General features: G+C 37.5%; 10 protein-coding genes and 2 pseudogenes. 7 read left to right on the forward strand and 5 right to left on the reverse strand.

What is annotated here, in order from left to right; translation table 11 throughout:
• Positions 1-1,336: pseudogene (locus MKL36_RS07230) on the forward strand (basic amino acid/polyamine antiporter).
• 55 nt (positions 1,337-1,391) lie between these two features.
• Here MKL36_RS07230 and MKL36_RS07235 read toward each other — a convergent pair.
• The 5 genes and pseudogenes from MKL36_RS07235 to cas3f form a co-directional block, all read right to left on the reverse strand.
• Positions 1,392-3,305: a lipase family alpha/beta hydrolase gene (locus MKL36_RS07235; RefSeq protein WP_021511412.1), complete on the reverse strand. Its 1,914-nt coding sequence runs from the start codon at positions 3,303-3,305 to the stop codon at positions 1,392-1,394.
• 123 nt (positions 3,306-3,428) lie between these two features.
• On the reverse strand, positions 3,429-4,136 hold the full coding sequence (locus MKL36_RS07240) for a YoaK family protein (RefSeq protein ID WP_001115353.1): 708 nt from the start codon (positions 4,134-4,136) through the stop codon (positions 3,429-3,431).
• 191 nt (positions 4,137-4,327) lie between these two features.
• Positions 4,328-5,461 (reverse strand): annotated as a pseudogene (locus MKL36_RS07245) (T6SS phospholipase effector Tle1-like catalytic domain-containing protein); the annotation flags it as partial.
• Positions 5,383-5,865, reverse strand: a complete 483-nt coding sequence (locus tag MKL36_RS07250; RefSeq protein ID WP_021511410.1) for a hypothetical protein — start codon at positions 5,863-5,865, stop codon at positions 5,383-5,385. The gene MKL36_RS07250 and the pseudogene MKL36_RS07245, both read right to left, overlap by 79 nt.
• A gap of 170 nt (positions 5,866-6,035) precedes the next feature.
• A complete protein-coding gene (cas3f, locus tag MKL36_RS07255) occupies positions 6,036-9,272 on the reverse strand; it encodes a type I-F CRISPR-associated helicase Cas3f (protein ID WP_021511409.1) in 3,237 nt (1,078 codons plus the stop codon).
• A gap of 393 nt (positions 9,273-9,665) precedes the next feature.
• Between cas3f and MKL36_RS19090 the strand changes: the two genes are divergently transcribed.
• The 6 genes from MKL36_RS19090 (at position 9,666) to MKL36_RS07280 (ending at position 14,817) form a co-directional block, all read left to right on the forward strand.
• Complete coding sequence (locus MKL36_RS19090; RefSeq protein WP_408068960.1) at positions 9,666-9,809, forward strand: hypothetical protein; 144 nt, start codon at positions 9,666-9,668, stop codon at positions 9,807-9,809.
• 864 nt (positions 9,810-10,673) lie between these two features.
• Entirely contained in the window at positions 10,674-10,892 is a 219-nt protein-coding gene (locus tag MKL36_RS07260; protein WP_079745742.1) for a hypothetical protein, read from the forward strand.
• A 175-nt stretch (positions 10,893-11,067) separates the two neighbouring features.
• Positions 11,068-12,234: a hypothetical protein gene (locus MKL36_RS07265; RefSeq protein ID WP_021511408.1), complete on the forward strand. Its 1,167-nt coding sequence runs from the start codon at positions 11,068-11,070 to the stop codon at positions 12,232-12,234.
• Positions 12,231-13,115, forward strand: a complete 885-nt coding sequence (csy2, locus tag MKL36_RS07270) for a type I-F CRISPR-associated protein Csy2 (protein WP_021511407.1) — start codon at positions 12,231-12,233, stop codon at positions 13,113-13,115. The genes MKL36_RS07265 and csy2 overlap by 4 nt, the downstream gene beginning before the upstream one ends.
• 29 nt (positions 13,116-13,144) lie before the next feature.
• Positions 13,145-14,206 carry a type I-F CRISPR-associated protein Csy3 gene (gene csy3 / locus MKL36_RS07275; RefSeq protein WP_021511406.1) on the forward strand — a complete coding sequence of 354 codons (1,062 nt, stop codon included), beginning with the start codon at positions 13,145-13,147 and terminating at the stop codon, positions 14,204-14,206.
• A 2-nt stretch (positions 14,207-14,208) separates the two neighbouring features.
• Positions 14,209-14,817, forward strand: coding sequence for a type I-F CRISPR-associated endoribonuclease Cas6/Csy4 (locus tag MKL36_RS07280; RefSeq protein ID WP_000339854.1), 609 nt, complete (start codon positions 14,209-14,211; stop codon positions 14,815-14,817).
• The last annotated feature ends 2 nt before the right edge of the window (positions 14,818-14,819 follow it).

Consider the following 14,819-nt stretch of genomic DNA (forward strand, 5'->3'; position numbering starts at 1 on the left):
ATGTCTGCTGCCAAAATCGGATTATTGTCTCTTACAGCGCTGGTATTTAGTTCTATGGTGGGGTCAGGCGTATTTAGCCTCCCCCAAAATATGGCTCAAGTTGCCAACGGCTCTGCCCTTCTTGTTGCATGGCTCATTACCGGAGTCGGCATTATTTTCTTGGCTCTCTCATTGTTGCATTTAACCCGTCAACGACCAGATCTAGATGGCGGTATTTATAACTATGCACGCGAAGGCTTTGGAGACCTGATCGGGTTTTGCTCGGCGTGGGGTTACTGGTTGTGTACTACCATTGGTATTGTCGGTTATGTAGTGATTGCCTTTTCAGGTGTCGGCATGTTTACCGACAGCAAAGACCACGTTATTTTTGGTGAAGGTAATACGCTCTACTCACTGATTGGATCAAGCATTTTTGTATGGCTGGTGCACTGGTTAGTAAGCCGAGGTATTAAGGAAGCTGCGATTGTGAATTTACTGGCAACCATTGCCAAAATTATTCCAATGGTGGTCTTTATCTTCTTTACTTTTATTGCCTTTAAGTTTGATTTGTTCAAACTCAACTTAAATGACTTCTCTTTAAAAGTTCCCCTTTGGCAGCAAGTAAAAGACCTAATGCTCATTACCCTTTGGGTATTTACCGGTATTGAAGGTGCGGTAGTTTTATCATCACGTGCCAAAAACCGTCATGACATTGGTAAAGCGACTATTTTAGGTGTGTTGCTGGCATTAAGTTTTTACGTCATGGTCACAGTATTAGCTTATGGTGTGGTGAGCCGTGAAGCGCTTGCAGGCATGCACAACCCATCAATGGCGACTATTTTGCAGCAACTCATCGGTCTACCGGGTACCATCATTATTACTATCGGCTTGATTATTTCAGTTTCATCGTCTTATTTAAGCTGGACGTTATTTGCCACTGAAATTCCATATTTAGCTGCAAAAAATGGTGCTTTCCCGAAACTATTTTTAAAGAATAACCAAAATAATGTGCCGATTTCATCACTATGGCTAACTACTATTGTGGTGCAAGGTTCTTTGATTGCCGTGTATTTTTTTAATAAAAACTACACTCAGCTTTTATTGATTTCATCGGTAATGATTTTGCTACCTTATTTTCTGGTATCGGCTTTTTATCTTAAAGAATCTATTCGCCACAAACGCACGCCGCATATTGCCATTGCAAGTGTCGCTTCAATCTATGCACTTTGGTTGCTCTATGCAGCAGGTTTAGACTTACTGTTGTTGTCTGGTGTGTTGTATTTGGTGGGCTTGGTTATTTTTTCAATCAGCTACTTTGAGCATAAAAAATCGCTCAAAAAAAAACCAGCTTAATTAATCACTTCAACCACTGTTGAGCTATTTCAGCAGTGGTTTTCTAAAAACAAAAAATTCTATTTTGAAGGCTGTGACTGCTTTAAATGCAATCGTAAAATACGGCGTAATTCTAAAATTGCCTCAGGGCTAGTTTGAATCGAATGCCCACCTTTAATAATCAGCTCCGACTGCTCCCCACCCAAATGTGAACTTTGATACGGCACAATCCCATCGCTCATTTTTGACTTATCTGTCGTACCATTTATGTTGCCCATAATTGAGTGATAGACCACGTTGGACGATGGCTGAATGGCTTGGGTCAACTGCATAAAGTTAGAAGAGCGACTTAAATTACTCGCTCCATTTTCAATTAAGCCTTTTCTGAGTTTGGTATTTTTCTCATCTCTCATTTCAACGGCAATAAAAAAGTCGGCAGGTAAGCGAATAATACGGCGAGCAATTTGAGTAAACCATCGGTCAGCATAGTCAGTACCATGATGCGGCGCCGAAACAAAAACAACTCGATTAAAATAGGGCAAATCTTTGAACTGAAAACGCTCACGAATAACCGGATTTTCTTTTAAACGCTTTAACTGTGCTTCATTCATTTTTTGCATGGCTAAATCAGAAACATCTGCATCGCTTACTAGCAAGCGGCTAATCACTCCGCCCATACTATGTCCAACCAATACGGCATCATGTGCGGCATAACTGTCTTTAGCAACGTTTTGAAAAGCCTGATTCAGCAAAGAATAAATCTGAAAACGACTTTCAAAAATCGGCATATTGGTTGAATAAAACACCTGCCAAACTTGGTAGTTTTGTCTTAATTCGGCATCACCCATAATGTCATTGGTTAGGCTCACCCATGCCTCTGGGCTGCTTGCCAAACCATGAACAAACACAATAATTTTCTTATTCGGGTTAAAAGGTTCCAGCATATATAAATGCGGCATGATTAAATTGGCTTCTTTATTAATTAAAGACCAATAACCTGCCGCACCTAAATTATATTTCGATAGCCACAGCCCATAAGGAGCCGAATAGTTTGCAGTCAGTGGATAGTCTACACCTTCAATTTTTACACGGTCCTGTCGGTATGGGTCAAACATGGCAATTTCTAACTCTGCCCCATCAATGACCTGATCGGCTGTGGCCTTCTGTTTTGGGTAGGCAATGGCCGTGACTGGAAAGAAACGTGGTAAATGAATATTGGGATTACTCTGGTGAGCGTAAAAAGCGTCGGGGTCTAAAATAAAACCATGATTTACATCATGCTCCTTACGTCCCACAATAAATTCCGCACCTAAACCATCCTTACGGTTGACGGTATTAAACCCTGAAAAGTTCATGTTATAGCTAGAGCGAAAGGTATCGACCTCAATATGTTGTACATCTACCGCATGATCAAAGTTAACGTGGTACTCATGCCCATCTGCTTTCAGTAAAGGTGGGAAATGAAGCGTATTTAAATGATTAAAATACGTGGTCATGAGCTTCGACAAGGCGACGTTATAAAAAATACGTACCTGATTTTGTCGATGGTCAAATACCCGATCAAAAGGTGACTCTTCAGAATCAAACAAATAGACATAGCTATAGCGCAAGCTTTTATCAAACAACGCAAGCTCTTGCTCAACACAACTGTTACTTTTAAGAGTGGCATTGCACTGGCTACTACGCCCGACATCTAAAGCTTTTGCCAAATAAATTTCACTCAGCGCAGCATAGCGTTCTTCTCGACTGCTATTTTCAGACAACCCCTGAATTTTACTTAAACAGACATTAAAGTTTTGCAAACAAGACGTTTCACTTTCTTTGACCAAATACAGCAAGTTTTGGGTTTGATGACTTAGAGTATTGTCGGTCAAAATGCTTTCATTTTTACTTTTTAAAGCGCTGCTTAAGTTACTTTCTTTTAAATGAATGACCTGACAACCGCTCAGCAGTCCCATTATTGTAAGCACTAAATAAGGGCCGGATTTTGTCATTGTGCATTCCTTTATCGAATGTATTTCCCCACCTATCATTATGCCTGTAAAGCTGTGCCTGAACAATTTCGGCTCAGCTTCGATTGGACTTTATTTAGATAATAAAATTGACCGTCTATTTTATTAAGCTTGTTTAAACTTCTGCTGGGAAGCCAAATAAGAAAAATAAAGGATAGGTAAAATAAAGGGCGCTACGCTCCAAAAGTCAAAATAGACATAGAGTACCGCCCCCATCAAAGCACCTATAACAAAGCCAATTACAATACTGGCACTTTTAAGCAAACTTGCCCGATTGGCAGCATTATTATTTTTAAGCAAGTTAGCAATATCAATCCCAAGCTGGGTAGTGTTACCTGTCATCATGGTACTTGGGCTAATATTTTTAATGAGGGTTTTGCTTGATGTATTACGAATCGCCAAAGCAATTAAACCGAGGCCACCAGTGATTGCAACCGTAATCGAATCGGCATTTTTAAATGGCTCAAAGTAAAGCCCAGCAGCCATAAAAGCAAAGAGAAAAATAGCTTCAAATAAAAATAAATAAGACAGCGTTTTGTGTTTGGTCTGACTACGGTCAATTAAAAGTTTGGTAATAACTACCGTCACAATAAACAATGGAATAGCCGCAAGTTTAATCCATAAACCTGCACCACCCTTCACCAACGCAGCCCCGGCCAATACCAAGTTACCCGTTACATGCGCAGTAAAAAAACCAAATAACGCGATAAAGCCAATGGTATCAATTGCCCCGCCCACCATAGTCAATAAAACAGGATCTCGACATATTGCCCACGTACTTTGTGTTTCTTGTTGAATTGAAGTCTCTGGCATTACCTTTCCTATCAAATATTGGTTTTTAATTAGAAAATTTTTGTCAGAAATTTAATATAAATTCCATTCATTAATAACAACAGATCTTAATGTAAAAACCTAGCTGTTCATTTTAAGACAGAGTGTATTTATACAAGATACAATGCAATTGGACTTTTTATTTTTAAAGATAAGGGATTTTAAATGCATCACTAAGATGCATTTAAAAAGTTCTCTGTTAGTTGAGCTTTTTCATAAGCATTAATAAACTGCTTTTGCGGTATTTCTTGTTTAGGGACACTACAAGTTACTTTCTGTTCAGCAGCTTTTTTATCCCACCCTTCACCACTGGCGCTACGACGTGACTCATAAACTTTTCTCTGACGGAAATAACTAAATGGTTCTACATTACTTAAAAAGCCATATTTAGAGTCATGAACATAATTTAAATAGAATTTTTTAATATCATCACTGACATTTGTATTCCAACTCTCAAATTGCCAATCTTCTACACCAATCATATATTCATAGGCAGTTGAAACCGGTGAAAAAACTCTAAAAATATTAAAACCATCTTTTTTCGAAGCGGTTGCTTCTTTTAGTTTCATCAATCTTTGCATTTCAGTTGCCATATCGGATGGACCAACTGGTATAAGTTCACGATATTTATTTTCCTGACGTACACGCTGACTAACAGAAAGTTCATTTCCAGCACGTGCAATCGTACCGTAGGCACCGTAGTAAAGTTTCATACAACCTTTAATCTGATTTTGAATACTTCCTTGGCTTGGTATAGCGGCTTTTACTGCATCATAATATTTTTGAGAATCTGGTTGAATTTCAAACTGCTCAAAAATTTCGGAATGTTTTAATTTCAACTCATCATAGCTATACATTTTGACACCTGCTTGTAAGGCATCCTCTAGCATATGTTTTAACGGAATTCGGGCAAAATTGTCATTTACTCCTTGGCTACCTGGTTCATAACCACCACCCACGTCAGAATGTACTCCGGGATATACCACTTCTTTCCAATTACTGTTAGCTAACTTATTGTCTTTATGAATAACATCAACAGGGAAAGCAAAGCGCAGTTCATTACCAGCGATATAATGTGAACAGTTTTGAACCCGCTCATCTACAACCAAATCACGTTCTAAAAAAGGTAAGCTATTACTTAAATTTGTGGCAGGCAAGCCAAATGAAGCAACCGTATCAAAAATTCCTAAAAACTTAAATTCAATCGGATACTTACCTTGACCATACGTCAGCCCATCACAGTCTGATTGACATTGCCACATAAACTGATTTGTAAATGCACGGGCAAGTGCAGCGCCCCGTGAAAAACGAGCTCTTTGTACTTATTACTTTCTATAAATTTTAGAAAATTAATTAATGCTAATTTATCTTTAAAGTTAACTCCTATCCCATACCGTGTAGGATTCTTGGCGCACTCAGACTCACTAGACTGTGGAAAACGAGCAAATGCTGTATTCATATTTCCTTTTTCTTCAAAACTAAACTCAACTTTCTCTAGCTTTATTAAATCTTCTTTAAATTTCCGAAAAGATGGATGGATCATAAACCTCGATGGTTGTTTTTTTCTTTTTTGATTATCTTTCAATTGCTTAACATAAACATATTGACCATTTTTTAATTTAAATTCATGAGCATATATACGAGTATTAGTTTGTGTATACCCTAGCTCTGTCATGAGCTCATCAATTTCTTTACAAGATAAAAAAGTCATTTCACTTAACCTACATATCATTTTGAGGTATTTCTAACGAATCAAGAAACAAAATTCTAAGGAAGAAACAGCGATACTATAAAAAATAAAATTAGCTGCGATGGAAGGCTACTCTAAGTCGATATAAAAATTAAGCTTCTGTTGCGTACGAGAACCTTATTTTTAGTAATCTATTTTTGCATCACGCCAAAGCCATAATCATAAGACCAAGTAGGCACTTCATCTCTATTGTAAGGTGTTAAAGATATACGGCAGCCTTGCTCATTGGCAATTTGGTACTCATAACAGTAATCTTTCATTTGTTGTGGATCGAGAGCTAACCATGCTTGTGGCTTAGCAGGAATTTCTTCGAACTTCACTAGATCCCATACCAAACCATATTTTGGATATTTTAAAGTTTTAGTCGCTTTTTCATCAAAACCATAAACTTGTTTTTTAACAATCAAGCTATTAGTCCACTCAAACATATAGGTTTCTTGATAGTTACGTTCTCGTAAAGGCGTTAAATTATAAATATTCTCTGTCATGATACTTGCATCTACATCCGACCGAGAAAATAACTGCTCCCCTTGATCATTAAAATAATTTTGGCAAAAATTTCCTATTTGTTGATCATCATGTTTTGCAAATAAACAATTTACTTGATCAAAACGCAAACGGGCATTAATGACTAATTGAGATTGATGATCCCATGGTAAAAGCTCTTTTAAATCTTGAGATGAATAAGTTGATGTTACAGATGAACCATACCCTTCATAGCCAGGATATACAAATACAGGTCGACGCTGCTTACTTTGCTGCTTAAGTTTTTCAATATCGCGTCGCTCACAATAACGATAATTCCACTGGGGAATCATAATATTGGGTTGTTGTACTTTTTCTAACCGATGACGATTAACTCGGCCTGCTGTTTGTACAATTGATTGTACACTTGATGCATCAATAATAGCCCAATCAAAATCATGATCTCGCCCAACTTCTTCCACTGGTGTTGCAATCACAATAAATGGAATATTTAGAGAATTAGATTTTTGAATGAGGTCAATGATTTCATCATCTTGCTCAATCTGCTCATTACCAGTTTTTCTTTTTTTACCGTCTTTATGACGTGTTAAAAGCTGATCTAAACGTTGCTCTTTATAAAATCTTGAAATAAGCCAGTCATTCGCATGATAACAAGCTATTTTTGCCTCAGGTAAATGATCTGATAAAAATTGGGCAAGTCGAATTGCATGTTTAATATTGGCAACCCGTATAAGCCCCAAAGAAATTTTCTTTTCGGTCTTTTTAAAATTCCATGCATGCTCTTGATGAAGTTGCTTTACTCCTTCCAATACCGACTGTTTCCACGATAAAACTGTAGTTTCAGGTAACGAAAGTAACTGAGCCAGTCGATGGGTAGGCTTAGAGAGCAAGTGAACTTGTAAATTATCTAAATGCTTTTGGTAGTTTGTATTAAATTCTGATTTTTGATTTGATCTTTCTAACCAGACCTGTGGTTTAAGCTCATTATCAATAATCGCAATGATTGATTTTTTCTCGGTACCATAAAGGGCTGCCCGCATTTGCATACCCGACTCAAAAGCCCGATGAATTGTTTTGGCAACTGTAAGTGATAAGGTTGCCGACGAACAAATAACATTTCGACCATACATTGCAGCTAACTGAACTAAACGTAAAACAGCGATCAATGCTTTAGGTTCATAGCCATCAACTTCATCTAAAATCAAGTCGCTACTCATCACTCTAAGTAATGCTTTAACGTGATGTCCTTGTCTATGTGGCTCACCTGCTGCAATCAGATAATCAATGGTTGAAACTAATAATGGCGAAGCAAGGATTGTAGTTTCCTTTTGATCTAAAACTTTATGTCCATTTTTTTCAACCGTAAATAATGGATGTAACCACTCAGGTAAATCACAGTCCTCACCCCAAGCATCAAAAATAGGTTCTGGATGATTTTCATCTTCATCAACAAACTCAATTTTCTCTTTACTTTGATCGAATAAAGTCTGAGTAACAGTATCTCCAATAATTACGGCGATTTCATCTTCCGATAGATTCATCGACGTTTTAAGTGCATGCCCTGTCTGCAAAGTTAAAGAACGCAAATTAAGCGCAATCGCTATTCTTGGGTCATCTGGTCGTAAAGTACAAGCGGCACGCAAATTCATGCGGGTTTTACCACTTCCAGTCCCTGCAATATTGAATACCAACGCTGGTGTTTCAGGATGCTTCTGTATATTTTTTTGCAATGCATTTGCTGCGATATTTTGCCATTGGAAACGTGGGTGAGTTGTTGGCTGACAAATATATTCAACTGTTTGTTCAGATAGGCCAGATAAACTCAAATCAGTCATCATTTGAACTGCAATGCGTGAAGCCCGATCTCCGACTTGGTGTAAATGCCATTCTAGTGGTTGATCTTGTAATTTGGCTTTTTTGTCTTGGTCTATAGTTTTAAGCTTTGTATTTGCAAATAACGATACATTTTCAGGCTTTTGCAAAGAATATTGCTGGGCCGAGATAATATGATCGGCATGAATGAGTGCTGCTCGTGAATGTAGTGCTAAAGCCTTCCAATATAAAAGCTGGTCTGTTTTTTGTTGTGGTATTAATGCAGTTAAACGCTGCATACGTTTTTGATGGCTTTTAAAAATAGAGTCTGGCAATTCACCAGCACAGCTCATTTGTTCACGGCTTGGAACTAATGTACGGACATGATTTTCATAGTGAGGTAAGGCTAATGGATCATTTTTTAAAGTTTCTTCAACTCCTAATAAACCATGATGTGTAACAACTAAATAATCGACTGCTTCTAATTCATTTTGAATTCCCTGTTCAATTTCTGGTCGATCACCTAAAGTAAATTTATCTAAACCTTTATCTAAATTTTTCCAAGCAAGCTGCCAGTCCCATCCATTTTTTCGGAGTTGTTGTAATAGTTTTAGAGACAGCCACTCATGTCGAATGTCATCTCTAATTTTTTGCCCTGCCATTTCTGGACTTAATTTGTTCTGAAAATGTTGTGAGGCCTTACCGATATCATGCATGTCCCCTGCTGCACCTGCCAACAAGCTACTTACTTTGACCCATTCATCTAGCATTAGTAGTTTTTGTTGTTTTTTGGTCGATGCAACTGGATATGCACCATCGTTTGCAAATTTATGCTTTGCCCCTACAACCCATGCAAGCTTCATTCTGCGTACACCAAAATTAATGTAAGCGGCCACCGCAGTTTGTCTGGTGGCTACTTTTTTTAATGCGCTACGAATTTCTTTTAAACCTTCCATTGTCATTGGTGCTTGCCAAGATGAATGTCCTGTACGAATAGCATAGCTATCCAAAATCGCTCGAGTTTTCTTTAAAGCTCTTTTTTCACAAGCAGAGATGAGAATGACATGCATAGTTTATTGTTAAAGTTCGAATGTAATAAAAATATAATATTTTGTTTTAAAAAGAGAAAGTTTTTATCAGCTTAATACGGCCTTTTAACGACAAAACATGTCGTTTTAAATTTTGAAAGAGAAATTTTGAATCATCTGAGCGATGATAAAATTCGATTGGATTCGATGAGCCTCTTTGAATGTTTTCTAAATCATCTATGCGATGAACAACAGTACCAATCATTTCATAGGTCGTATTATCAATTTCTAAATCATCTATGCGATGAACAACGTTATCGCCGGTAATGAGCCGCTTAGTTTCGTTTTCTAAATCATCTATGCGATGAACAACAGAAAGCGAATCCTTTTTGCAACAATCCCACTTTTCTAAATCATCTATGCGATGAACAACTCATGCCCGTCCACTTGCCAGCCGTCCTGTATTTTCTAAATCATCTATGCGATGAACAACTTCCACAACGACGCCGCCGTGTGTTCGTTATCTTTCTAAATCATCTATGCGATGAACAACCAGCGCCTCAAGAACATGCAGCTTAGCCGGTTGTTTCTAAATCATCTATGCGATGAATAACTCTCCACCCCGAATTCGCGAATAAACTGTTCTTTTCTAAATCATCTATGCGATGAATAACCTTCATTACTGGGCAAAGACTTCACAATTGAATTTCTAAATCATCTATGCGATGAACAACTAGTGCACCATGCTCTTCACCAAGCTTTTGATTTTCTAAATCATCTATGCGATGAACAACCAGTAAATTTAGGTACGGCACCGACTGGCGCATTTCTAAATCATCTATGCGATGAATAACCAATGAAACCAGAACAGTTTATTCGTGAGTTTTTTCTAAATCATCTGGGCGATGAATAACTTCACTTTCTTTTTAGAATCAAATACACGATATTTCTAAACCATCTATGCGATGAATAACAAAGACTCAATAATCATCAAGCCGAAGGGCTATTTCTAAATCATCTGTATGATGAGCAACAAACCTAATGGCCGTGACACCTATAAGATTATTTTCTAAATCATCTAAGCGATGATAGATACATAAAAATTAATAATAACTATTAATTTCTCAACCATCTCAGTTGATGGATTAAGCATTTAGTATAACTCTTAATTGAAATCAGTAAAGTATATCCCTTAATAGTTATATATATATTTTATTTGACTTACATATTAAAACTATATATTTTGAATACTAAATGAACATAAAAAAGCAGATACTTAGCCGTCGAAAACTTCATATCTGCTTTTGTCCGTTTCCAAAGCTCTATAACTTAAAGAAGGACTATCCAAATGATAGCACAACATTTTAAACTTTTGTCTCATACTGCTATACAGCAAAGCGTAGGTCTACTTTCAATCATTATGATTTGTGAGGAATAAAATCTATGTCTAAATTCATTATCAATCAAAATGTTCAAGCAAATGGCGATTATGAAGTTCACAACCTAACAACAGGTTGCTCATTCATGCCATATCCTCAAAACAGAGTAGATTTAGGTGAGCATTTGAATTGCTTTAGCGCAGTTTTAGCAGCAAGAAGAAGATGGCCTAATGCTCGAATCAACGGATGTTATTACTGCTGTAATGCATGTCATACCAGCTAGAACTCTATTTAAAGCCGATATTTATGAATAAGGTCAGCTTTATTTAAATTAATTACTAGTCACTTTAATGTTCAAAACACTTGGCGACAATTTATGACGCCAAGTGTTTCTTCAATACTTTCATTTTTCAAATAATGTGTTAAAAATTGGCTAGATAACAAAAACGGGGAAGATAATGCCTGAACCACAAACTGATATTTTTATAAACGCTTTAGAAGAATCGGTACACTTTAGTTTAAAGACGATTAATTCCAATATTGAAAAAGGTGGAATTCGTTTAAGTAATCAACAAGCACTTGATTTACCCTATCTCAGTGCTCGAACTTTATTAAATGAAGACTTCCTTATTCCAACCGATTATCAGGCAAATGCAGGTAAAACGGCTTCTATTTTTAAAGTCGTAAAAGCAGCCATGACTGATAATGATATCAGTTCAGAAGAAGCTGAGTTTCAACAACAAGTGGAACAACTCAGACCATCCATTTCATCTATTTTTAATGAGCCGTATCAAGCAGGTACAGAAAACATTGATATTCGTATGCGCCAGCTTTTAATTCCCAAAAATGGTGAATACGTTTCAGTAAGCCCACTTACTGCTGCTGGTGTAAATTATCTGGTGAACCAAGAAGTTGATACTGTAAATGAATTACGCAAAGAAAAAGACAGTGAGTTTAACCGCATTCAAACTGCTGTTTTTGGCATAGGCGGAGCCAATCCACAGAATGTGGGAAGCCTCGTTCGTTCAATGCAACGCCCTATTACAGTTGATGCTCCTCAAGCAAGTGAAAAATTACGCCAAGCCTTAGCGATTTTCTATAACGGATTTACGATACGACTATCCCGCAAAATAAAACTTCTTAATGGAACTAAACGAGCAAAAGAAGCAATTAAAGAGTGGTCAGAAATTTTAAATCGCCAACTTGTTATTACCGCAACGAATACTATTCAAAATTGGCATGACCTCGAGATTTTCGCTCCTTCTACTAATCGGGATGTACGAGATCAGGAAGTGGTTTTCCTGAATATTCTTGCTAAAGATGTATTAAGACAAGCGACTTTCCAAAAATATATTTTAGAAGAAGCTGAAGCAATTCTACCAAGTATGGAAGAGATTGAGCGTCCTTCATTTTGGGTTCATCCGAGCCTTTCGTTTGTTTTACAAGGTTTGATTGATCCAGAACTAAGAGATGATAACTGGAGAATAAAGTTCTCTGATTATCTTGCTAGAAAAATTACCAATGAAACGTTTGATATAGAAATAAATAATGAAACTGTAACGATTAGCCTAGATAGCAATTCAGAAGGTTATATCGCCCGCCGCTTACGGGAGATTGTTCGATGAGTCGTTATGTCGTTATTCCCCGTATGCGAGTACAAAATGCAAATATGCAAACCAATGGCGTTTTATTAGGTGGCGTACCTTTGTTTGCAGCCAATATGTTTGCACATCATTTGGCAAGACAATTAGGCACTCAAGATGAAGGCATTATTTATATTCATCATGACCAACAACGTTTAGGTGGGCAAGCCTATGGCCGCTTTACGCCTGCTCAACGTCGTGGTGCCGTGTTTATTGGTAAAAAGGACTATTCTTCTAAAAATAAATATGCGTTGTCTTTACAACCAACTGCATCTTGTCATTTAGAGTTTAGCCTTGTTATCAAATTTTCTAGCTCTCGTATTAGTCCAGAAAAACTAACAAACATACTTAAACGTAGCCGTTTTGCTGGTGGACAAATTATCGAGTTTTTAGAAATTACGACACATGCTGAAAATGAATTAGAAACAGCTTTAAAGAAAATCAAAACTGGGTTTGCCATTTTAGATCGACAAGATTTGCTTATTGAATATCAGCAACGTAAACAAATTAATCGAGTTCAGGCATTTACCCAACTGTTGGCATTAAAAGTAGATGCGCTTAGAACTTTCTTTAATGACCAAAATTTAAGTTGGATATCGGCAACTAATTTGGGTTACGCCCTACTTGAGCCACTCACAGACCAACGAGCTGGTATTCGCCAAGCACAAGATCAGGAAACGACAGCCCATGCCTATGCAGAACCACTTACAGGCATTGTTCAGTATTTTTCTTTAGGCGAGATTCTAAGGAAAAATACCGAGACTGAGGATGACACTTGGCATAACTTGCAAAAATTATTGTGGACCTACCACTGGCCGCAAGACGACATTTTTCTTTTAAAACAAAATTGCATCAATGCATAACTCACTTTTAAACATAAGGATTTTTTCACATGACAATTTTTAAGAAATTACCGGGTAGCCTTTCTTTACAACGCGGTACAGTGGTGAGTGATGGGGCTTTTTTTAATTTATTTGAAGATGGTAAACACGAACCTCTACATGTGATGTATCACGGTATTCGAGGGACTCAAAACGTAGCAGGTAATAAAGAAAAAGGTGCTGCAACAGGCAACTCTCTTGCTCGTGAAGTCACCAATATTCAGCTTACCGAATCTGCAAAATTACAACCTAAAGCTAAACTTTTGGTGAAATGGGACTTTCGTTTTATTGACTTGAGCTATGTACTGTTTGCAAGTGCGTCTAAAGCTGGTGCTGACAAAACCGAAGAATATAATTTCCGCCAAGCTTTCTTAAATTTTGTAAATCGTGCCAAAGAAAGCGATGGACTTAAAGAAGTTGTGCGTCGTTATGTACGTAATATCGTGAATGGCCGCTGGTTATGGCGTAACCGTATTGTCTCTGAAAGCATTACCATTCAGGTGACTGCTCAAGACTACCCTGAAATATTTAGCTTTGATGCTCTTTCTTATAACCTTAAAAGTTTTGATCAACCGTCTGAACAAGAACAAAAACTAGCAGACATTTTATTAAAAGGGATTACGGGCGAATCAACCAATGCTGCCTTACATATTGAAGCGATTGTTGACTTCGGAATGGGTGGTGTAGAAGTTTTCCCTTCTCAAAATTACTTAGAAGATAAACCAAAAGGTTTCTCTCGATCTCTGTATCAATTAACACCGAAAAAACCAGACCACCAAGCAAATGACAACCAATATCTGGGGCAAGCTGCTTTACGTGACCAAAAAATTGGAAATGCTCTAAGAACAATTGATACTTGGTATCCATTGTTTAAAGAAAACGATGAGAAACCAATTGCGGTAGAGCCTAACGGTGCAAACCTAGAAGGTCAGATTTTCTATCGCGTAGGTAAAGACAAAGTTTCTGCATTCGATATTTTAAAAGAAATTGATGAGCTTGATCCAAACAGCGAAAAAGGTATGTTCCTAATTGCTTGTTTAATTCGTGGTGGCGTGTACTCCGAGGGTGAATAATCATGGATGCCAATTACTATCTGGATATCCGTGTTCTTGAGTCATCAGACGATACGGATTTAAAACTTGGTCATATTCGTAATCAAATTTACACCGTCATTCATGGTGCTTTTCGGAAACTGCCTGCGCATTACGCTCTTGCACTAGAGATATCTGATAAATTGAAAGCGAAGCAGGAACAATTTGAAAAAAAACATGGTCGTTCGGCTAAACCAAACTTTGATATTTTGCGAATTTTTGCAGAAAAACAGGATGAGTTAGATGAGTTAATCGAGGCAATTAAAGGACACTGGAAAATTCGCGACTATACCGTTTTAGGTGCCGCAATTCCTGTTCCTACTGCCAAAATTTCTGGTTGGAAAAGTTATCGAAAGTTTCGTATTCCAACTCTGAAATCTGAACGTACTAAGCTTTCCCACCAAAATGAACCTTTAAGAGATAGACGCTTAAAAACAGCCAAAGGAATGCCCTTCTTTCAGGTGGTCAGTAGTACAGGTCATGGTTTTACAGTCATTATTGATGTTCAGGAGAGTGAAAACGCGGGATACGGGCTGCCAGATAGCTATGGGCTTGCCCGTAAGGAAAGTCCTTTTGCTCTACCCGTCTTTTAAGG

This window comes from Acinetobacter sp. AOR12_HL (assembly GCF_027855275.1).
Lineage (GTDB): Bacteria > Pseudomonadota > Gammaproteobacteria > Pseudomonadales > Moraxellaceae > Acinetobacter > Acinetobacter baumannii.